Below are 18,974 nucleotides of genomic sequence, written 5' to 3' on the forward strand. Positions count from 1 at the left end.
CCATCACGGCGCGTCGGGAAGCGGTCGTGCGGCCCGACGGCGCGCCCGCCACGCCCCGAGCACGGCCGCCTGTCAGCCCAGTGAGCGGCGTTCCCGCGGGCCGCAAGCCCCGAGCGACTGCTCCGTTTCCCCATCATCTAAGTCTCGTACCGACGTCTCTCCACCCGATGAGTCGCTTCCGCACGCTCGACGATCTCTCCCCCGAGCAGCGCGTCGTCGCCCGCCTCGACCTCAACTCCCCCGTCGAGGACGGACGAGTGCAGGACAACCGCCGGTTCGACCGGCACGCGACGACCGTCGCCGAACTCGCCGACGCGGGTCACCGCGTCGCACTTCTCGCCCATCAGGGACGTCCGGGCAGGGACACCTTCGTCTCGCTCGAGCAACACGCGGACGTCCTCGCCGACCACGCGGGCGTCGACGTGGACTTCGTCCCCGACACGTTCGGCGAGCGGGCGCTCTCGGCCGTGCGCGATCTCGACGGCGGCGACGTTCTCCTGCTCGAGAACACCCGGATGACCGACGACGAGCTCCCCGAGAAGGAGCCCGAGGAACACGCGAACAGCGCGTTCGTGAAAACGCTCGCGCCCGAGTTCGACGCCTACGTCAACGACGCCTACTCGGCGGCCCACCGCAAGCACGCCTCGCTGGTCGGCTTCCCGCTCCGCCTGCCGAGCTACGCCGGGCGCGTGATGGAGACCGAGTACGAGGCGAACACCGCCATCGCCTCGCGGGAGTTCGACGGCGACGTGACCATGGTGGTCGGCGGGACGAAGGCGACCGACGTGATCGACGTGATGGAGGCGCTCGACGGGAAGGTCGACGCGTTCTGTCTCGGCGGCGTCGCCGGCGAACTGTTCCTCCGGGCCGCCGGCTACCCGGTCGGTCGCGACGTGGGGACGGACCTGTTCGACGAGCAGTGGGCGGAGAACGAGGACACCATCCGCGACGTGCTCGACGAGCACGGCGACCGGCTCCGGCTCGCCTCCGACCTCGCGTACGAGGGGCCCGACGGCGGGCGCGCGGAGGTCGACGTCGACGCCGTCGAGGACAAGGAGCACTCCTTCCTCGACGTCGGCGCCGGGACGGTCGAGGAGTACGAGGCCGTCGTCCGCGACTCGGCCGCCGTCTTCGTGAAGGGCGCGCTCGGCGTCTTCGAGGACGAGCGGTTCAAGGACGGGACCGTGGGCGTTCTCCGCGCCATCGCCGAGACCGACTGCTTCTCGGTGGTCGGCGGCGGCGACACCTCCCGGGCGATCGAGATGTACGGCCTCGACGAGGCGGAGTTCTCGCACGTCTCCATCGCGGGCGGCGCGTACATCCGCGCGCTGACGGGCGAGCCCCTGCCGGCCGTGGAGCTACTGGAACGGAACGCGGCCGGCGAGTTCGACGGCTGAGCCGCGACGACACCCGGCTTCTTGTGTCTCGCGGACGAAACACGGGACATGAAGATCGGCGTCGTCTCCGACACCCACGACAACGCGCGCTACGTCGACGCTGCGGTGGAACTGTTCGAAGGAACCGCCGAGGCGGTGATCCACTGCGGCGACGTCGTCGCGCCGTTCTCGGCGGTCCCCTTCGACGCGGACTTCGAGTTCTACGCCGTCCACGGCAACAACGACGGCGAGTGGGCGCTCGCGGACGCCGTACGGTCCTTCGGCGCCTACCTCGGGGAGATGGGCGAGTTGAGCTTCGGCGGACTGGATTTCGCCGTCTACCACGGGACGAGCGAGCCCATCGTCGACGCCCTGCTCGAGTCGGGGAACTACGACTACGTCCTGCGCGGGCACACCCACGAGCGCGTCCACGAGGAGCGGGGCGGAACCGTCCACGTCAACCCCGGCGGCGTGCCGATCCCCGGGAACGAGGAGGGGCCGGCCGGGGTCCTGCTCGACGCCGATACCGGGGACGTGTCGTTCGAGGAACTGGAGTAGCGACGGAAGGAGTTCCGTGCAGGGAGCGCCTGCTCAGTCGTCAGCCTCCCGCGGCACGACCCGCCGGCGCGCGCCGCGGAACAGCGACTCCAGGCCGACGCCGAGCGTCTCGTCGGTCGTCGCCATGCTCGTCTGCTTGTCCTCGCGGTCGAGCAGCGCGCGGATCGCGTCGATGTTCTCCGGAATGACGTCGGACTCCTGGTGGATCGACTGGAACAGGTAGAGGTCGCTGCCCTCCGTCGAGACGGACTCCTCCCAGACGCAGTTCTCCCAGAGGTCTCCGCGCGGGCGGCCGGTGTCCTGTGCGAACTCCTTGAGCTTCCCGGTGCCGTCGATGCCGGCCTCCTCGGGCACGAGGAAGAGGCGCGACTCGTCCGAGAGCAGGTCGCGCACGTCGGCCGCCGACGGCTCGGCCTCGAGGGTCACGTTCACGGAGTGGAGGTGCATCAGGGTCGCGGGGACCTTCACGCCCAGCGTGTCGATGTCCACGTCGGGGAAGATCGTGTTCACGTCCGGACCGTGGTGGGAGGGCACCGAGACGGGGTCCGGGAGGATGTCGTTGATCGGCCCGCGGGAGGTCTGTCCGGGGTCGCCGCCCCGCCGGACGAGCGTGACGCGCGCCTTCTCGACGCCGTACGCCTCCCGGAGCGGGGCGAGCAGCCGAGAGAGGCCGGTCGTGTTACAGGAGACGACGCGGACGTAGTCGACGTCCTCGGCTGCCGCGGCGTCGTAGTTCGCGCGCGCGACGAAGCTCGTGTCGCCGACGTCCGCGTCCTCGCCGCCCTGGAACGTCGCGGGGGTGTCGTACCGCTCGTACAGCTCCCGGTTCTGCTCCCCGATCCCGGAGGGCGTGGTGTCGACGACGACGTCGGACTTCATCACCATGTCCTCCGCCTCGCCGGCGAGGTCGATGCCGGCCTCGTGGAAGCGATCCGCGCGGTCCGGGACCGCCGCGTAGAGGGGGTACCCCTTCCGGACGGCGGTCTCTGCCTCGTAGTTCGGACGGGTCTTGGCCACTCCCGCGAGCTCCATGTCCGGTTGGGCGGCTACCGCGTCGGCGACGCGCTTACCGATGGTGCCGTAGCCGTTGACGCCCACCTCGATCATCATCGAAACGTCGCCCGCCGGCGGGGTTAATCGTTACGGACGAAATGCCGAGAAAACAACTACAGAGCGAGTAATACGGTGGATTACGGGTTCGCTTCCACGCCCGACCGGTCGAGCCGCAGGTCCGGCCGAGGGCGGGCCCTTTGACAAGACCTAACGCCCGCCCGTCCGACGGGTCGACCATGGACGAACGACTCCGGGACGCGGCGTCGACCGCGATCCACCAGTGTATGGCCCTCGGGGAGGACGAGTCCCTCCTCATCGTCACGGACGACGCGCGCGAGGAGATCGGCGAGGCGCTCTACGAGGTCGGCAGCGGGGTCACCGACGACTCAGTGATCGCGCGCTACCCGCCGAGCGACCAGCACGGTGCCGAACCCCCGGCCACCGTCGCGGCCGCCATGCGCGAGGCGGACGTGGTCGTCGCGCCGACGACCAAGAGCCTGAGCCACACCCGCGCCCGCGGCGAGGCGAACGACCACGGCGCGCGCGTCGCGACCATGCCCGGCATCACCCGCGAGGTGATGCTCGCCGGACTGGACGCCGACTACGCCGCCATCGAGCGGCACTGTCACGACGTGCTCGAGCAGGTTGCGACCGCCGAGGAGGTTCAGGTGACGACAGAGAAGGGGACGGACATCACCTTCGCCCGCGGGGGGCGCGAGTGGCTCTCGGACACCGGGATGGTCCACGACCCCGGGCGGATGTCGAACCTCCCGGCCGGCGAGGTGTTCCTCTCGCCGGAGACCGCGGACGGCACCTACGTCGTCGACGGCACGATGATGCCCCACGGGCTGCTGGAGGAGGGCCAGGAGCTCACCTTCGAAGTCGCGGACGGCTACGTGACCGACGTCTCGGACGACGAGATCCGGGGCCAGATCGAGGCCGCCGCCGAGGAGGTCGGCGACGCCGCGTACAACCTCGCGGAACTCGGAATCGGGACGAACGTCGGCGTGACCGAACTCGTCGGCTCCGTCCTGCTGGACGAGAAGGCCGCCGGGACGGTCCACGTCGCGATCGGCGACGACGCCGGCATCGGCGGGGACGTCGAGGCGCCCCTCCACCTCGACGGCATACTCCGGGACCCGACGGTCACCGCGGACGGCGAGCCCGTGGAGCTCCCGCGTCCCTGACCTCAGCCGGGTAGTTCTCGTCCGCCGTCCGCAGTGCGTGAGAGGGCAGTGGCGCGCTTCCGCACGAGGACGCCGACGAACAGGAGCTTCAGCGCGGTCGAGACGGCGGCCGCGAGCGTCGCCCTCGTCGGCCGGCGCCGGTAGGCCGACAGGAGCGCGTAGCCGAAGAGCAGGGAGTTCACCGCATTGAGTCGGGTCCACGCGCCCGGTTCGATCTCACCGCGGATCCACGCCCGCTCGGCGTCCACGACGCGGGTCATCCACGCGGGGTCGCCCCCGCGGTCGACCGGGGGGAACGCGACCGGGTTGACGACGGTGAACCCGAGCGCCAGCGCGAGGACCCGCCGGTCGCGCGCGTAGGCGGCGTACAGGAGCATGGGGGTCGCGAGGAACCGCGACCACCCGCTCCACGGGTTCGCGTGGCGCTCCCAGAACGAGTCACGGTCCGCGAGACGGGCGGCGAGCCGCATGGCTTCGCTTCGCACCCGAACGACTAATCCGTTCGCCGCACTCGCCGGAGGGACGGCGGCGCTCGCCGGCGCACGTCCGGCCCGCACCCGAAGCACCATTGGCCGTCCCGTCGACGGTGAGGTATGACCGACGGAATCCGACAGGGGTTCATGGTCGACAACGGCGCCGACCCGGAGCGGTGCTTTCGCCTGGCCGCGGAGCACGGCTTCGACTTCCTCGAACTGAACGCGGACCACCAGTTCGACCGGTCGCGGGTCGACGCCGACGGCGTTCGGACGCTCGCGGACGAGCACGGCCTCGACCTGGTGTGTCACCTCCCGTACCGGCTGGACGCCTGCTCGCCACGCGATCACGTCCGCGAGGGCGGCGTCCGGGAGCTGGAGGCTGCGATCGATCACGCGGCGGCGATGGGCGCCGGGAAGGGCGTGTTCCACCTCCAGACGCTGGCGAACGGGGACAAGTGGACGACCGCCGAGGTGCGCCCGGGGATGTACGAGACGGCCCGGCGCCTGACCGGCTACGCCGCCGAGCGGGGGGTGGAGGCGGTCGCGGAGAACCTCAAGTCGCCGTTCTTCGACGCGGGCGACCTCCCGGACCTGTTCGCCGAGACCGACGCGTCGGCGTGTCTGGACACCGGACACGCGTTCGTGACGGGCCAGGACGGCGCGGCACAGGCCGACCTGATCCGCGAGCACGGCGACCGAATCGGCCACCTGCACCTCAACGACACCCGCATCGACGGGGACGACGAGCACCTCCCGGTCGGGATGGGGAAGGTGGCGTTCGACGAGATCGCCGACGCGATGCGCGAGACTGGTTGGGAGGGGACGTGTACGCACGAACTGTTCGCGTTCGACCGGTCGTACGCCGCCGCGGGGAAGGAGCGGTTCGATTCGTTGCTAGCCGGCGTCTGATCGGCCGGCATCCGATCGGCCACGCGAGGTGGGTTGCCTCCGAAGCCCCGCGGCGTTCGGCTCCGATGTCCGTTTAGTCGTCGTGGCGAACGGTCCGGTCGTGGCGAACGATCCGGTCGTCGTGCCGTAGTTCCCGGGAACCCGCGGGTTTGCACGAAGTCCGGTAAAGCAAGTGCCGCAGGCCGAAGGCCGAGTGACGAGGATCACGGTCGGCGCTCGTGGCCGACCGCCGCGGGGACGTTCGAGCCGTTCCGTTCCGACGGCCGGGTCACGTCGGTTCGTCCGGCGAGATCGCCGAGCGGCCACGTCCCCGAGCCGACGACCCTTTATGAAGCGGACCCGCCTTTCACGGACATGGACCAGATCGACATCGAGGTCGTGGCGGACCCCGAACTCGACGAGCCGGCCCTCGTCGAGGGGCTCCCGGGCGTCGGCCACGTCGGTAAACTCGTCGCCGAACACCTCGTCGAGGAGTTCGACGGCACGCTCGTCCGGCGTGCCTACACCACCGAGTTCCCCCCGCAGGTGACCGTCGACGACGAGGGCGTCACCGAACTCACCCACGCGGAGTTCCACCACGTCGACGCGGACGGCGTCGACCTGCTCGTGCTCACCGGCGACCACCAGGCCGCCAGCAACGAGGGCCACTACACGCTCACGGACGCCTTCCTCGACGTGGCCGACGACTTCGGCTGCGAGCGCGCGTTCGCGCTCGGGGGCGTCCCCACGGGCGAACTCATCGACGACGACGAGTACGGCGTGCTCGGCGCGGTGAACGACGCCGACGCGAAGCCCGAACTCGAGGACGCCGACGTGGAGTTTCGCGCGGACGAACCCGCCGGCGGCATCGTCGGCGTCTCCGGGCTCGTGCTCGGACTCGGCGGCCGACGCGGCCTCGAGGCCGCCTGCCTGATGGGCGAGACGTCGGGCTACCTCGTCGACCCGAAGAGCGCGCAGGCGGTCCTGGAGGTGCTCCAGACCGTCCTCGGGTTCGAGGTCGACTTCGCCGACCTCGAGGAGCGCGCCGAGGAGATGGAGGAGGTCGTCGGCAAGATCCAGGAGATGCAGGGCGGCGGCGGGATGCCGAGCGAGGACGAACTCCGGTACATCGGTTGAGACCGCGAGCGGCATCTCGACGCCGCGAGGACGTGAGACCGCGAACGACAGCGCGACCCGCGTTATCGAACCACGAACCGGCCGTTCGACCCCCTGCCGCAACCCATTTCCCCGTCAGAGGCGTCGTTCCGACGATGGTGAACCAGCAGCAGCAGCACGACCCGGCGGACGCGCCGTACGCGAACGGGATGCCGATGCTCGGGCTCGGAACCTGGCAGAACGACGAGCCCGAGGAGTGCCGGACGACCGTGGAGACGGCCCTGAACGTCGGATATCGACACGTCGACACCGCCCAGGCGTACGGGAACGAGGAGGCGGTCGGCGAGGGCATCGCCCGCGCGGACGTCGACCGCGAGGACGTGTTCCTCGCGACCAAGGTCTGGATCGACGACCTCGCGCCCGAGGACGTCCGCGAGACGGCCCGCGCGAGCCTCGACCGCCTGGGCGTCGACTTGCTCGACCTGCTGTACGTCCACTGGCCCGTGCGCGAGTACGAGGCCGAAGAGACGCTTGGGGCGTTCGACGATCTGTACGACGAGGGGCTGATCGACCGCGTCGGCGTCTCCAACTTCCTCCCCGAGCAGGTGGCCGAGGCCGCCGAGATCGCCGACGCGCCGATCTTCGCCAACCAGGTCGAGTGCCACCCGCTGCTCCGGCAGGAGGAGCTCCGCGAGACGTGCGCCGAGCACGACGTGGAGGTCGTCGCCTACTCGCCGCTCGCGCGCGGCGAGGTGTTCGAGGTCGACGTGCTGACCGACGTCGCCGAGAAGCACGACGCCAGCGCCGCGCAGGTGAGCCTCGCGTGGCTGCGCGAGAAGGGCGTCACCGCGATCCCGAAGGCGACTTCGGAGGAGCACATCCGGGACAACTGGGGATCGCTCGGGCTCGACCTGGACGGGGAGGACGTCGCGGCCATCGACGACATCGACCGGACGGACCGGCGCGTCGACCCCGACTTCGGCCCCTGGAACCGGGACTGAGTCGCGACCGACGGCCGCGGGATCCCGCTCCGGAGAGTCGTAACCTTCAATCGGGACCCCTCACTCTACCCCGCCGATGGAACGACGCGCCTCGCCGGGGCTCCTCGACGCCCTGCGCATCGACCTCGAGCGGCTGCACGCGACGTGGATGGAGCTCCTGTTTCCCCGCCAGCTCGACCCCGGGCGCGTCGTCGGGAAGTGGTCCCCGGAGACGGACGTGCAGAAGGTCGCCTACTACCTCTGGGGGACGCTGGGTCTCCCGCTCGTCGCGGTCACGTACCCGCTCCTGCTGTTCGGGTTCGCCGCCCGGTTCTACGCGAGCCGGGTGAACACCGCCGCGACCCGAATCGGCATCCTCGGCGTCGTCCTCGTCTCCGTCGTCGCGTGGGGGCTGTTGACGGTCGCGGCGTGGGCGAGCCAGTTCTCGCTCAGGGGGCTCGTCGCGGTCGCGGTCGCCGGCGGAGTGGCCACCGTCGCCGCGGCGCTCGCGGTCGTGTTCTCCCGCGTCGGCGGGCGGGTCACGAGCGTCGTGTTCGCGTACCCGGCCGGGATGACGGCCTTCTTCCTCCCGCCGGTCGTCGCGGCGCTCTACTCGCCGGCGCTCGCCGACGTGGTGTTCGTGAACAGCTACACGCTCGCGGTGTGGCTGCTGGACAACGTCCTCTCGGTCGGCGGCATCGACCAGGCGCTCCGCTCGCGGTTCGAGCTACGGGGGGTCGCCTACGTCCTCATGTGGTTCGGCATCGCCGTCCCGCTCGGCTGGCTCGTCGGGCTCCTCGTCACGCTGGCGGACGTCATCCGGCCGACGTCGTCCTGAGCGCCGGACGTCCGTCCGACCGCCGCCCGCTACCCCCTGTCGCTCCCGCCGACGCCGTCCTCGATGACGTCGTCGAGCCGCTCGTCCGAGACCGTGGCGGCCACGCGCACGCCGACGAGCGCGAGGACGATGCCGCCGACGATGAACACGGCGAGTCGTTCGGTGGGAGCGAGTGCGACGCCCAGCAGTTCCATCGGGGCGCGGTCGGCCTCCCGCTCGAGGAACCAGCCGGCGAACCCCCGGACCACGAGCCCGAGCGCGACGACGCCGAACGGGAGGTTCAGGTACGGCGTCCGGACGCCCTCGTCGCGGATGAGCTCGTCGAGCAGCCTGCCGAACGACGCGGTCAGCGCCGCGAGCGCGAGCCAGGGGACGGCGCTGTAGGCGAACTCCATGACTGCGACGAACGTCACGCCGTTCGTCGGGGAGGCCTCGAGCAGGCCGAGGAAGGCGCCGACGAGCGTCAGCCCGAGGCCGACGACGTAGGTGACGACCGACACCTGTCCGGAGTAGAGCGCCTCCCGTGCCCGTTCCGGGCTCCGTTCGACGACCTCGTCCACGCCGAGCCCGTAGTAGAGCAGCGTGGCGCCGAGCAGCGAGGCGAGCCCCGCGACGGCGACCGCGGTCGAGAACTGCACCAGCAGCACCGGGAGGATGAGCAGGCCGACCCCGACCGGGACGAGCACCGTCTCCCGGAGCTCCTCGTCGGCCATGAACTGCTTGAGGAGGTAGTAGGTGGACTCCAGGTCCCGCGCCTGCCGGACGACGACGCGGTCGACCGAGTCGACGGTGAGCCGCGACTCGACGATCGGGACCGCGCGCTCGTCGGTGGCGCTGTCGATGACCACGATGGCCGAGTCGACGTCGTTGCCCGCGAGCAGATCGTCTAGCTGGGCGGCGAGCGCCCTGTCGGCACGGACCGCGGAGTCGCCGGCCCCGGAGACGACCGCGACGACCGCCTCCTCGCCGCCGTCCTGCAGGTCGCGGGCGACGCGGAGCGACTCGAGGAGCGAGTTGACGCCGGCGTCCTCCGGGTCCGACAGCCCGAGGTCGGTCACGAGCGAGCGGACCGCCTCCCAGCCGACGACCGGAGGGGCGACGCCCGCCTTCCGGCCGACGTCGTTCGAGCGGTCCACACAGAGGACCAGCGTCGTCACGGCGGGGAGATGGGACCCTGGAGTGAAAAACCCCTCACATGAGCACGACGGTGCGTTTTCCCGTCGTGGCGTCGACCCGGCCGTATGGCACGGAAACGCGTCGCCAGCGGCACGGAGTGGGAGTCGAAAGTCGGCTACTCGCGGGCGGTTCGCGTGGGCGACCGGATCGAGGTCTCGGGCACCACGGCGACGGACGAGTCGGGCGAGGTCGTCGGTCACGGCGACCCGGGGGAGCAAGCGCGCGTCGCCATCGGGAACGTCGAATCGGCGCTGCTCGAGGCGGGGAGCGGGCTGGGGGACGTCGTCAGGACGCGGCTGTACGTCACCGACGTCGACGACTGGGAGGCGATCGGGCGCGCCCACGGGGAGGCGTTCGAGGACGTGGGGCCCGCGACGACGATGGTGGAGGTGTCGGGGCTCGTCGACCCGGCGATGCTCGTGGAGATCGAAGCGATCGCCGTCGTCGAGGAGTGAGAACGGGGACGACGGAAGGGGGAGCCCGTCGCGGGACGGGGTCGACCCGGATCAGAACTCCAGCCCGTCCTCGCCGGCGACGACCGAGGCCGCGCCCGCGCCGACCGCGAACGCGACCGACGCCGCGCCGGACCGCAGGCGCTCGGCCAGCCCCCGTTCGGGTTCGAACTCCCGCCTGACGACCTCCTCGCCGAGCAGTTCCTCGACCCGGTCCTCGACGTCCTCGTCGGTGCCGAGCGCGGTCACGAGCCCCATCTCCACCGCGTCCTCGCCGAGGAACACCCGGGCCTCGGTGTCGCGGACCGCGGTCTCGGTCATGTCGAACGACTCGGCCACGCGCTCGACGAACGTGTCGTACCACGCGTCCGAGAGGCCCTGGAGGTAGGTGCGCTCGCGGGGTTCCAGTTCCTTGAACGGCGCGCCCAGCGAGTCCTTGTAGTCGCCCGAGACGATGCGCTCGTAGCTCACCCCGTAGCGGTCGGCGAACTCGTCGAAGCGGGTCTGGGAGAAGCGGACGCCGATGCTGCCCACGAGCGAGGCGTCCCGCGCCCACAGTTCGTCACAGCCCGCGGCGATCCACATCCCGCCGGACGCACAGAGGTCGGTCGCGTAGCCGAGGGTCGGCCCGTCGAACTCGGCGGCCGCGAGTCGGATGTCGTCGCTCGGCACGACCTCGCCGCCGGGCGTGTTGAGCTTCACCATCAGCGCGTCGACGTTCGGGTCCTCGTCGGCGCGCTCGATCCCCTCGACGATCTCGTCGGCGTCGGGCGTCGACGGCGAGCGCGGCAGGCGTCCGCCGCCGCCGTCGCGGGTGATCGGCCCCGAGACCTCGACCTCGGCGACGTTGTAGTCGGCGAACCTGGACTCGAGCGCCCGGGCGGCGAGCCTGACCGCCGCCAGAACGAGCGCGACCGTGAGCAGGATGCCGAGCAGGTCGGTGAGGTCCGCGGGGACGCGGTACAGGAGGACGTAACCGAGCAGCGCGGCGAGCAGCGCCGCGGCGAGGACGCCGAGCGCGCGGAGCGCGGTCTGGATGGAATCAGCCATACCCCCAGCAGGGAGGCGTGGGACGTAAATACCGGGTGCCGCCGCCCCGACGAGTGGCCGACCCCTCGACCGCCCGGCGCGCGCGACTCGAGCCCCCTCGTGGGGGTCTCGTGAGCGAAGCGAACGAGAGCACGCGGGTCGAGCGCAGTCGTTCGAAAATCGAAGATTTTCGTGATGACGAGAGACGCCTGTGGCGTCTCTCGAACCATGAGTCCCGCGAACGAGCACACGCGCGCGAGGGACGAGCACCGCAGCGTGAGCGACCGCAGGGAGCGAAGCGAGGAGCGCAGGAGGCTGGTCACGCGAGCGAGCTTGCGAGCGAGGGTGACTTCCGAGGAGCTCGCTCCGAGGTAAGGGAGGGTGGGGTGCGGTCGGGCGGGACTGAAAGGGGCCGGGGCTTTCACGGGCGCACGCGCCCGTGAACTCGGGAGAGCGTGCTCTTCAGTAGGTCGGCGAACCCCGACGAAGCAAGCACCACAAGGAAGGAGCGCAGCGAGGCGCGGAAGCCGACAGCCGCGGGGGCTTTCACAGGACAGTGCCGCGACGGTGACCTCACGGGTTCCGGAACGGCTAGATACAGGGGACGTCCACGGGCATCGTAACGGCTAATCACCGACGCCGTCCGACCGACGGGGCCGCCGCTACCCGAACCATCGAAACCGCAGAACGCGAAATCGAACGCCGGCTTAGAGAAGCCCCGTCTTCTGGAGCTTCATCAGGTCCTCGGTGTCGAGGGTCTCGCCGTCCTTGAACTTCTGGTAGATCTCCTCGGCCTCCTCGCGTTCCTCCTCCATCTTCTCCTCGCGCTCGGCCTTGCGCTCCTGCTCCTCCTCCTTGTCCAGTTCGCGCAGGCGCTTCTGGACGCTGACGAAGTCCTCGTGGTGGCGGTCGGCCGCCTCCTGGGCCTCGACGAAGAGCTCGTGCATCTCGTCGGCCTCGTCGCGGATGTCGTCCGCCTCGCGGTAGGACTCGATCATCCGGTTGTGGTGTTCCTGGGCCTCGTCGGCGAGCTCGGTCACCTTCTGGTGGTGGGTCGACGCCTCGCTACGGACCTCCTCGGCCTCCTCGATGAGCTCCTCGAGGTCGCCGCTCTGCTCGACCTTGCCTTTCTTCTCGGAGAGCTGTTCGCGCTTGTCCTCGATCTTCTCGATGAGTTCGCGCTCGTCCTCCGTGGAGAGCACCTCGGTCTGCTGTTTGAACTCGAGGTCCTCGATCTCCTCCTTCAGCTCCTCGATGGACTTGCCCGAGTTGAGCTCGAGCTCCTGCTTGCGGGATTCGACCTCGTCGAACAGCTCGTTCGCCTCGGCGTTGAGCTCGTTTCGCGACTCCTTGTGCTCTTGCACCTGCTCGTTGAGCTCGTCCCGCTTCTCGCGGTGTTCCTGGGCCTCGTCGACCTTCTCGCGGGTCTTCGCGTTCAGGTCGTCGCGCTTTGACGCGCGCTCGGAGGCCATCTGGTTGAGCTCGTTGCGGCGGTCGCGAAGCTGACCTGCGAGTTTGATCAGTTCGCCCTTGGAGCCGCTCTCGAGCTTTTCGTCGTCGAGTTCGACGTTTCGCGATTCGTCAAGCTGGTCAAGTCCGTACTCTTCGAGAACTTCCTCTTTCGTTACCATGATTCGTTACCTCGACACCATACTGCTCCGGTCGTGGCGGACGCTACGGAAAAGCTGCGTGTGATCGGATGTGTGTGAGAACCCCGTATCATTCAGCGTGCGATGCCACCACGCCCCGGAGGCGTTCTGGTAGTCGTTTCTACACGGCTGCAACATATAAACCCACCGGTGGACCAGCCGGATGAAAACTGGTAGCACACGCCGCACAACCCCCGGAAACGTGTGATAACGGTTGACGCAATCGGGCGTTAAACGGACCGGTAGTCGCCGAGCCGCGTCCCGTCGAGGAGATACGCCTCGCCGCGCTCGAGCCCGTCCGGCAGGAACGGCGAGAGGAACGACTGTCCGTCGACGTTCACCCACGTCCCCCCGGAGCGCTCGTTGAACGCGGGGAAGACGACGAGTTCGGGACTCCTCCAGCCGGAACCGTCCTCGCTCCCGGCTCCCGCCACGCCGTCGGCCACGTCGCGGGGACCGCCTCGCTCGTCGAGGCCCGCCACCTCGCCGACGAACGCCTCGCGCGCGAGCGGGCCGCGCAGCCACGCGCGTTCCACCCGCGTCCCCCCGACGTCGTCGGCGAGCCTGACCGCGGGGTGTTCGTGACCCATGCAGACCACGTCGGCCGTGAGCACCTCCGGTGCGGGCCACGTGTGCCCGTGGAGGACGCCGACGTCGCCGATGCGGGCCCCGTCGGCGGGCGTCACGTCGAGCCGGTCGCCGAACGCCTCGACGACCCCGGGGTCGTGGTTGCCGAGCGCGAGCGTCACCGGCACCGCGAGCGAGTCCAGGAGCGCACCGATCTCGTCCCGCTCGGCCCCGCTCGTCTCCCCGATCCTGTGCCCGAAGTCGCCGAGCACGACCAGCCGATCCGCGCCGGTCCGGGCGAGCAGGTCGAGGACCCGCTCGCGTCGCTCGTCGGCCGCGCTCGCCAGTTCGACGCCGCGCTCGTAGCGCAGGCCGACCTCGATCCCGGCGTGGTAGTCGGCGATCACCAGCGCGGTCTCGCCGCCGAGGGCGGCGGTCGCCGCGGGCGCGCCCGGCACCGGTTCGACGAGCGCGTCCGCCGCCATTCAGATGGACTTCAGCGTTCCCTCGCTCGGCTCGTAGCACTTCCCGCTCATCAGCGCGTCCTGGACGGCCGCGTCGGCCGCCGACTCGTCCGCGCCGAAGCGTTCGACGGCCGCGGAGACGACCGCGCCGCGGTCGGCGCCGTCGCCGTCGTCGAGCTCGTCCATCAGGTCGACGACCGCGTCCTCGAGGTCCACGTCCTCGGCCGAGCCCTCGTCGGCCGGTTCGGCGGCCGGCGCGGTCCCGTCGGCTTCGGCGTCCGCTCCCGGTTCGGCGTCCGTGCCGGGTTCCGCGTCTCCGTCGGGTCCGTCGTCGGGTTCGGGTTCGACCTCTGCGTCTCCCTCGGGCTCCGCGTCGGACTCGGGCGTCTCGATCCCGGCCTCCCCGGGTTCGCCGACCTCGCTGCCGGTGGAGAACCCGACGTCGTGTTCCGCCTCGACCTCGCGTCGCTCCTCCTCCGTGAGGGCGTCCTCGAAGTCACCCGGTTCGGCGTCCTCCAGGTCGGCCGGTTCGGCGTCCTCGAAGTCGCCGAGGTCGTCGGCCGTGTCCCGGAAGTCGCCCGGGCCGTCCTCCCCGTCCGGATCCGTCGAGGGGGCGGCAGCTGCCCGCTCGGACTCCGCCGACTCGGAGTCGTCCGCCGCGTCCATCGGCTCCTCCTCTGCCGATTCGGAGTCGACCGAGGCGGACCCGGTCGATTCGGTTCCGGTCGGCGTCGGCTCCGTCGACCCGGAATCGCCGCCCTCGGAGCGGAGTTCCTCCGCGGTCTCGCCGGAGGCCGTGCCGCCGGTCGACGCCGTCGCGCTCGCCGGTTCGGGTTCCTCGTCGGCCGGCTCCGCGGCGTCCGCGGGTTCGGCGGCCGACTCGGTCCCGTCGTCCGTCGCCGTCTCCGCCGTCGTCGTCGAGGGGACGGCCGAACCCCCCTCGACGTCCGCGGCGGTAGCCGCGTCGAGGTCGAGACCGTGCTCGGGCAGGGGTCCGACCTCGGTCGGGCCGGCCGCGTCGGGGTCGGCCGTCAGGGGCCGCACCTCCTCGCGCTCGTCGGCGACGACCTCGAGCGCGTCGACCGCGAGTCGGCGAACCGCTTCGACGTAGGCGGGCGTCGTCCCGTAGTGGTCCAGCGCGCGCGGGATGCCCGCGGCGAGCGCCTCCGGCGCCTCCGCGGCCTCGAGGCGGGCGCGGAGGGCGTCGCCGCGCTCGTCCAGTTCCAGGGCCGCCGCGAGCACCGCGAGGCGGTCGAGCGTCGCCTCCGCGGCCGAGACCGTCCAGCGGTCCCGCGTCTCCGCGTCGACCTCGCTGAGGCTCTCCGGGCGGACCGAGGTGTAGACGACGTCCGAGTCGTCCGGCTGGAAGGTGCGTGCCTTCCCGGTGAGCGCGACGAACGCCGGCGGCGTGGTGCGGTCGAGGAACGCCAGTTCGTCGGGCTGGTACTGCCCGGCGTAGGTGACGAACGCGCCCGTGGGGTCGACGACGCGACCGCGGACGGTGTCCTCGTTCACCGACTCGACCTCCGTGAGCACGCCCACCGCGAACAGGCGGTTCACGCGCAGGCCGGTCGGCGTCACGACGTAGTTCGGAGCGCGCTCCTCGTCGCTCTCGGAGTACTCCATGGAGGCGTCGTCGAACTCGGCGGCGAACAGCCTGTGGGCGACCTCGCGGGTGCCGGGCCCGGAGTCGTCGCCGTCGCCGTTCGAACTCACGCTCTCACCTCCTCGAGCGCGGCCGTCGCACGCTCGATCGGGTCGTCCTCGCTCGGTTCGAACTCGCTCGCGTCGAGGTTCGCGCCGTACTCGTCCACCGAGAGGTGGCCGCGGACGCGGTACTCCCGCCCGACCAGCTTCTCGCGCACGTCCTCGGCGACGACCTCGCGGCTCATCGCGTCACGCGCGGCCTCGAGGGCGTCCTCCAGCGTCCCGCCGTACACCGTTTCGGTGATCTCGCGGTCGAGGATGGCGGTGACCGTGGCGGTGCCGTCGTCGAGGATCGCCTTCACCCGAAGGTCGTCCTCGGGGTCGACCTGCCCGTGGCTGCGGCACTGGCCGTTCTGGACCAGCCGGCCGCAGTCGGGACAGCGCTCGATGAGCCCGGAGCCGTCGCGCACTTCGAGCACGTTGCCGGTCACCTCCACGTCGTACATCCCGCCCGAGGAGACTGCCTCGCCGATGGCGACGCGTGGCGCCTCGTCGGTTACCTCGACGGTCGCCCCGGAGACGGTCGTGAACTCGGTGAGGTTGATCGAGGGGACGCCGCGGAACTCCCGGACGTACACGTCCTCGACGCGGAGTTCGGCGCCCTCCTCGACCTCGGGCGTCGGGTCCCAGTCGGTGAACGGGAGCCGGGCGGTCTCGTCGCCCAGCACGCCCGAGAGGATGGTGGTCTCGCCGTCCCGGCCGTCGATGACTCGCTCTTCGACCTCCGTCACGCGCGCCTCGACGGTCAGCCCGCGGTCGCCCGCCTCGACGTCGATGAGGTCGCGCTCGCCGCCGACGTCGTACGGGACCGCCAGGGTCTCCGATTCGAGCGCCACCGAGGAGGACTGGCCCATGTTGAGTTCGGGTTCGCCGTCCCACTCGCGCACGCCGGCGTTGCCGACCGTGACGGTGTCCCCGGGCTCGAAGCCGAAGTCCTGCCACGCGGTGTAGCTGATCGTCCCGGTTTCGTCCGCGAGTTCCCCCTCGCGGATGGTCGTGTCCTCGCCCTGGTAGCGGATGCTACGCGTCCCGACCGTCAGCACGCGCGCGGTGACGCTGACGTTGCCGGAGTCGGTGGTGACGTCCGCGACGTCGACCGACGTGGGCGTGGCGTCGCCGCCACCGCCGCCGCCGTACTTCCGGCGGACCGACTGCTTGGCCTCGTCGATGGGGACGCTGTACTCCAGTAGGTTCTGCAGGTCCTGCTTGACCTCCTCTTTGTCTTCGCCGAGAGCGGAGGCGAGCTCCTCGGCGTGGTTGTCGACGTCCATCGCTCCCGTCTAGTTCGGGACGGCTGTTAAACTCTCCGTGCCGGTTCGTCGGCGTTCGGTGGCGGGACCGGACGGTTTCCGGAACCGGCGCCCGCCGACGAACGGTGCGGACGACCGCGAAACCCCCGGGACGCTCCGCTCGGTCCGACCCGCCGTGACTCGCCCGAGCGTCGCTGGCCTAACCATCGAACGTGCACGCCCGTGGTTCCGCCCGACGAACCGCCTACTCCGAGGACGAGCGCTCGCGGGCACGCCGCCGATACTCGCCGTACGGATCCTCGGGGCTGAACGGCGCCGGCGCGGAGTTGACCGCGTCGGCGCCACACTCCGGACAGGCGTCGTGGAGCGTGTACACCGGCCGCTCGTGACGCCCCTTCCACGCCGAACAGACCCTGATGTCCGATTTCACGAGTTCCTCCCGTCCCGGCCCCCGAACGACCCTACTCGTCCTCGGTCTCGCGCTCGCGGTGGAACGAACCCGTCCCGCCGACGGCCGTGATGGACCGGCGCGCGCGGTCGGCCGACTCCTCCAGTTCGTCCTCGGCGGTCTTGTAGTCGGGGGCGCGGACGCGGATGCGGTACTCGGGGGCGCCGACGTAGGTCACCTCGAGTTCCACCTCGTCCGGCACCTCGCCGTTCCCCTCGGCGGCCTCGAGCGCGGCCTTCACGTCGTCGACGCCGTCGGCCTCGGGCGATTCGAGGTCGACGTAACCCGTGACCGTCACGTACGGGACCGAGACGTTCTCCCGGGCCGTCTCGACGATGGCCTCGATCTCCCCCTCGTCGAGGTCGGTGTCCTCGAGCGCCTCCTCGCCGTGGATGGCCGCCTGCTCGAAGCCGTCGTACATCGATCCGAACGCCGAGTAGAGCGCCTCCGCGACGCGGGTGTACTGCTCGTCGCTCACGTCCTCGCCGAACGAGATGGTCATCCAGTTGTCCGCCTTGCGCTCGTTCTTCCACTCCTGTATCTTGTCCGAGCGCTGGTGGTCGTTGACGTCCTTGATCGAGAGGTCGATCTGCTGGGACGACTCGTCGACGTCGAGCACCTTCGCCACGACGCGCTCGCCGACGCTCACGTGGTCGCGGATGTTCTTGATCCACCCGCTCGCGACCTCGCTCACGTGGACGAGTCCGCGCTTGTCCTCGTACTCGTCCAGATCCACGAACACGCCGAAGTCGGCGATCTCGTCGATCTCGCCGACGACGAGTTCACCCTTCTCGGGCCAGCCGCTGAATTTCATGCATGAGCGTTGACGCCGCCCCCTCTCAACAGTTTCGACTCGTGCGACTCGCCCCCGGAGGTGCTGATCGTCGCGGGACTCGCTCGGGCGGACTCGCCCGCCGAGCCGGCGGGCGTTCACTCCAGCCGCAGTTCCCCCGCGCGCTCGACCGCGAGGTCGGCGACCTCGTCGACGCTGTCGTCCGACCGATCCGCGAGCACCCGGAGCAGCATCCCGAGCTGGGTCGCCGCCGCCTCCCGCAGCTCCCCGACGTCCTCGGTGTCGTTGCCGAAGTAGTACTCCCGCTCGCCGTCCTCGCGGACGATGCCGACGTACACGGACTCGAGCCCGTCCCCCGAGACCGCCTCGGCCGCCCGCGCCTGGAACGTCTCGAACTCTCGTTCTGCCATCGTCCGAGCGAACGGGCCGGCGCCCGGTCAATCCTCGGGTACCCGCGCCCGTGCGCCCCGAACCCCTATGGAGTGGGACGCGGTAGGCGATCCATGGACTCCGACAGCCGGCGGACCGAAGCGGGACGGGCGGTGGGCTTCGCACTCCTCGCCCTCGCGGCGGTCGTCGCGGCGGTCGTGGTAGTCGGGCTCGGCCGGGACGAGCCGACGGTCTCGCCGCCGTTCTGATCGTTCGGGGGCGCCGGTATCCGCCGAAAGCGATACGCCCCGCCGCGCCGTACGTGGCGACATGACCGACCGGAACACGCCGTCGAACCGACTCCGGCTCCTCGGCGCGACCGTCCTCGTCGCGGCCGTGGGCGGGGCCACGTTCCTGGCGTGGCGTCGGGCCGCACCCCTCTCGCGGCTGTTCGTTCCTGACCGACGGGACGGACCGCGCGGTCGGACCGAGCCGAACCCGCGACGGAACCCCGGCACGGATCCGGCCTGAACGGACACCACGACCGTCAGGACGCCGTCACGGCGGCCCAACGTTTTCGTACGTTCTCGCCGAACTA

21 protein-coding genes are annotated in these 18,974 nt (G+C 70.6%); 10 read left to right on the forward strand and 11 right to left on the reverse strand.

Annotated elements, in window-relative coordinates; translation table 11 throughout:
- Positions 1–167: 167 nt before the first annotated feature.
- Together HUG12_RS17715 and HUG12_RS17720 are read left to right on the forward strand one after the other, a co-directional pair.
- Complete coding sequence (locus HUG12_RS17715; protein ID WP_179270047.1) at positions 168–1,397, forward strand: phosphoglycerate kinase; 1,230 nt, start codon at positions 168–170, stop codon at positions 1,395–1,397.
- A gap of 48 nt (positions 1,398–1,445) precedes the next feature.
- Positions 1,446–1,934 (forward strand): metallophosphoesterase, encoded by a 489-nt coding sequence (locus HUG12_RS17720; protein WP_179270048.1) that lies wholly within the window; start codon positions 1,446–1,448, stop codon positions 1,932–1,934.
- 33 nt (positions 1,935–1,967) lie between these two features.
- Here the strand turns inward: HUG12_RS17720 and HUG12_RS17725 are convergent, their stop codons facing one another.
- A complete protein-coding gene (locus HUG12_RS17725) occupies positions 1,968–3,041 on the reverse strand; it encodes a type II glyceraldehyde-3-phosphate dehydrogenase (RefSeq protein WP_179270049.1) in 1,074 nt (357 codons plus the stop codon).
- Between the two features lie 182 nt (positions 3,042–3,223).
- On the opposite strand from HUG12_RS17725, the gene HUG12_RS17730 reads away from it, so the two are divergent.
- On the forward strand, positions 3,224–4,174 hold the full coding sequence (locus HUG12_RS17730) for an aminopeptidase (protein ID WP_179270050.1): 951 nt from the start codon (positions 3,224–3,226) through the stop codon (positions 4,172–4,174).
- Between the two features lie 2 nt (positions 4,175–4,176).
- Here the strand turns inward: HUG12_RS17730 and HUG12_RS17735 are convergent, their stop codons facing one another.
- Entirely contained in the window at positions 4,177–4,644 is a 468-nt protein-coding gene (locus HUG12_RS17735; protein WP_179270051.1) for a DUF6653 family protein, read from the reverse strand.
- A 123-nt stretch (positions 4,645–4,767) separates the two neighbouring features.
- On the opposite strand from HUG12_RS17735, the gene HUG12_RS17740 reads away from it, so the two are divergent.
- The 4 genes from HUG12_RS17740 (at position 4,768) to HUG12_RS17755 (ending at position 8,472) form a co-directional block, all read left to right on the forward strand.
- Entirely contained in the window at positions 4,768–5,559 is a 792-nt protein-coding gene (locus HUG12_RS17740; protein WP_179270052.1) for a sugar phosphate isomerase/epimerase family protein, read from the forward strand.
- A gap of 354 nt (positions 5,560–5,913) precedes the next feature.
- Complete coding sequence (locus HUG12_RS17745) at positions 5,914–6,675, forward strand: proteasome assembly chaperone family protein (protein WP_179270053.1); 762 nt, start codon at positions 5,914–5,916, stop codon at positions 6,673–6,675.
- 188 nt (positions 6,676–6,863) lie between these two features.
- Positions 6,864–7,655: an aldo/keto reductase gene (locus HUG12_RS17750; RefSeq protein WP_179270689.1), complete on the forward strand. Its 792-nt coding sequence runs from the start codon at positions 6,864–6,866 to the stop codon at positions 7,653–7,655.
- A gap of 76 nt (positions 7,656–7,731) precedes the next feature.
- Entirely contained in the window at positions 7,732–8,472 is a 741-nt protein-coding gene (locus HUG12_RS17755) for a hypothetical protein (RefSeq protein ID WP_179270054.1), read from the forward strand.
- 29 nt (positions 8,473–8,501) lie between these two features.
- On the opposite strand, the gene HUG12_RS17760 is transcribed toward HUG12_RS17755, so the two are convergent.
- Positions 8,502–9,629, reverse strand: a complete 1,128-nt coding sequence (locus tag HUG12_RS17760) for a DUF373 family protein (protein ID WP_179270055.1) — start codon at positions 9,627–9,629, stop codon at positions 8,502–8,504.
- A gap of 84 nt (positions 9,630–9,713) precedes the next feature.
- Here HUG12_RS17760 and HUG12_RS17765 point away from each other — a divergent pair, with 84 nt between their 5' ends.
- The gene (locus HUG12_RS17765) at positions 9,714–10,103 is read left to right on the forward strand and encodes a RidA family protein (protein WP_179270056.1); all 390 of its coding nucleotides are present in this window, start codon (positions 9,714–9,716) and stop codon (positions 10,101–10,103) included.
- Positions 10,104–10,154: 51 nt separating this feature from the next.
- Here the strand turns inward: HUG12_RS17765 and HUG12_RS17770 are convergent, their stop codons facing one another.
- The 8 genes from HUG12_RS17770 to HUG12_RS17805 form a co-directional block, all read right to left on the reverse strand.
- Positions 10,155–11,150, reverse strand: coding sequence for a S49 family peptidase (locus HUG12_RS17770; RefSeq protein WP_179270057.1), 996 nt, complete (start codon positions 11,148–11,150; stop codon positions 10,155–10,157).
- A gap of 686 nt (positions 11,151–11,836) precedes the next feature.
- Positions 11,837–12,760, reverse strand: a complete 924-nt coding sequence (locus HUG12_RS17775; RefSeq protein WP_179270058.1) for a coiled-coil protein — start codon at positions 12,758–12,760, stop codon at positions 11,837–11,839.
- Positions 12,761–13,008: 248 nt separating this feature from the next.
- The gene (locus HUG12_RS17780) at positions 13,009–13,830 is read right to left on the reverse strand and encodes a metallophosphoesterase (RefSeq protein ID WP_179270059.1); all 822 of its coding nucleotides are present in this window, start codon (positions 13,828–13,830) and stop codon (positions 13,009–13,011) included.
- On the reverse strand, positions 13,831–15,525 hold the full coding sequence (locus tag HUG12_RS17785) for a hypothetical protein (protein WP_179270060.1): 1,695 nt from the start codon (positions 15,523–15,525) through the stop codon (positions 13,831–13,833).
- A complete protein-coding gene (locus HUG12_RS17790; protein ID WP_179270061.1) occupies positions 15,522–16,787 on the reverse strand; it encodes a Single-stranded DNA binding protein in 1,266 nt (421 codons plus the stop codon). The genes HUG12_RS17785 and HUG12_RS17790 overlap by 4 nt, the downstream gene beginning before the upstream one ends.
- A gap of 223 nt (positions 16,788–17,010) precedes the next feature.
- The gene (locus tag HUG12_RS17795; protein WP_179270062.1) at positions 17,011–17,196 is read right to left on the reverse strand and encodes an RNA-protein complex protein Nop10; all 186 of its coding nucleotides are present in this window, start codon (positions 17,194–17,196) and stop codon (positions 17,011–17,013) included.
- Positions 17,197–17,227: 31 nt separating this feature from the next.
- Complete coding sequence (locus HUG12_RS17800) at positions 17,228–18,028, reverse strand: translation initiation factor IF-2 subunit alpha (protein WP_179270063.1); 801 nt, start codon at positions 18,026–18,028, stop codon at positions 17,228–17,230.
- Positions 18,029–18,144: 116 nt separating this feature from the next.
- On the reverse strand, positions 18,145–18,417 hold the full coding sequence (locus tag HUG12_RS17805; RefSeq protein WP_179270064.1) for a hypothetical protein: 273 nt from the start codon (positions 18,415–18,417) through the stop codon (positions 18,145–18,147).
- A 93-nt stretch (positions 18,418–18,510) separates the two neighbouring features.
- Here HUG12_RS17805 and HUG12_RS21920 point away from each other — a divergent pair, with 93 nt between their 5' ends.
- Positions 18,511–18,645, forward strand: a complete 135-nt coding sequence (locus HUG12_RS21920; RefSeq protein ID WP_281362311.1) for a hypothetical protein — start codon at positions 18,511–18,513, stop codon at positions 18,643–18,645.
- A 61-nt stretch (positions 18,646–18,706) separates the two neighbouring features.
- Positions 18,707–18,907: a hypothetical protein gene (locus HUG12_RS17810; RefSeq protein ID WP_179270065.1), complete on the forward strand. Its 201-nt coding sequence runs from the start codon at positions 18,707–18,709 to the stop codon at positions 18,905–18,907.
- Positions 18,908–18,974: the final 67 nt, after the last annotated feature.

Origin of the sequence: Halorarum salinum (genome assembly GCF_013402875.1) — an archaeon.
Classification (GTDB): Archaea; Halobacteriota; Halobacteria; order Halobacteriales; family Haloferacaceae; genus Halorarum; species Halorarum salinum.

Excerpts from the sequence above, each read along its gene's own strand:
- HUG12_RS17715 (WP_179270047.1), top strand. The coding sequence starts at position 168 with ATGAGTCGCTTCCGCACGCTCGACGATCTCTCCCCCGAGCAGCGCGTC.
- HUG12_RS17720 (WP_179270048.1), top strand. The coding sequence starts at position 1,446 with ATGAAGATCGGCGTCGTCTCCGACACCCACGACAACGCGCGCTACGTC.
- HUG12_RS17725 (WP_179270049.1), bottom strand. The coding sequence starts at position 3,041 with ATGATCGAGGTGGGCGTCAACGGCTACGGCACCATCGGTAAGCGCGTC.
- HUG12_RS17730 (WP_179270050.1), top strand. The coding sequence starts at position 3,224 with ATGGACGAACGACTCCGGGACGCGGCGTCGACCGCGATCCACCAGTGT.
- HUG12_RS17735 (WP_179270051.1), bottom strand. The coding sequence starts at position 4,644 with ATGCGGCTCGCCGCCCGTCTCGCGGACCGTGACTCGTTCTGGGAGCGC.
- HUG12_RS17740 (WP_179270052.1), top strand. The coding sequence starts at position 4,768 with ATGACCGACGGAATCCGACAGGGGTTCATGGTCGACAACGGCGCCGAC.
- HUG12_RS17745 (WP_179270053.1), top strand. The coding sequence starts at position 5,914 with ATGGACCAGATCGACATCGAGGTCGTGGCGGACCCCGAACTCGACGAG.
- HUG12_RS17750 (WP_179270689.1), top strand. The coding sequence starts at position 6,864 with ATGCCGATGCTCGGGCTCGGAACCTGGCAGAACGACGAGCCCGAGGAG.
- HUG12_RS17755 (WP_179270054.1), top strand. The coding sequence starts at position 7,732 with ATGGAACGACGCGCCTCGCCGGGGCTCCTCGACGCCCTGCGCATCGAC.
- HUG12_RS17765 (WP_179270056.1), top strand. The coding sequence starts at position 9,714 with ATGGCACGGAAACGCGTCGCCAGCGGCACGGAGTGGGAGTCGAAAGTC.
- HUG12_RS17770 (WP_179270057.1), bottom strand. The coding sequence starts at position 11,150 with ATGGCTGATTCCATCCAGACCGCGCTCCGCGCGCTCGGCGTCCTCGCC.
- HUG12_RS17775 (WP_179270058.1), bottom strand. The coding sequence starts at position 12,760 with ATGGTAACGAAAGAGGAAGTTCTCGAAGAGTACGGACTTGACCAGCTT.
- HUG12_RS17780 (WP_179270059.1), bottom strand. The coding sequence starts at position 13,830 with ATGGCGGCGGACGCGCTCGTCGAACCGGTGCCGGGCGCGCCCGCGGCG.
- HUG12_RS17790 (WP_179270061.1), bottom strand. The coding sequence starts at position 16,787 with ATGGACGTCGACAACCACGCCGAGGAGCTCGCCTCCGCTCTCGGCGAA.
- HUG12_RS17800 (WP_179270063.1), bottom strand. The coding sequence starts at position 18,028 with ATGAAATTCAGCGGCTGGCCCGAGAAGGGTGAACTCGTCGTCGGCGAG.
- HUG12_RS17805 (WP_179270064.1), bottom strand. The coding sequence starts at position 18,417 with ATGGCAGAACGAGAGTTCGAGACGTTCCAGGCGCGGGCGGCCGAGGCG.
- HUG12_RS21920 (WP_281362311.1), top strand. The coding sequence starts at position 18,511 with ATGGACTCCGACAGCCGGCGGACCGAAGCGGGACGGGCGGTGGGCTTC.
- HUG12_RS17810 (WP_179270065.1), top strand. The coding sequence starts at position 18,707 with ATGACCGACCGGAACACGCCGTCGAACCGACTCCGGCTCCTCGGCGCG.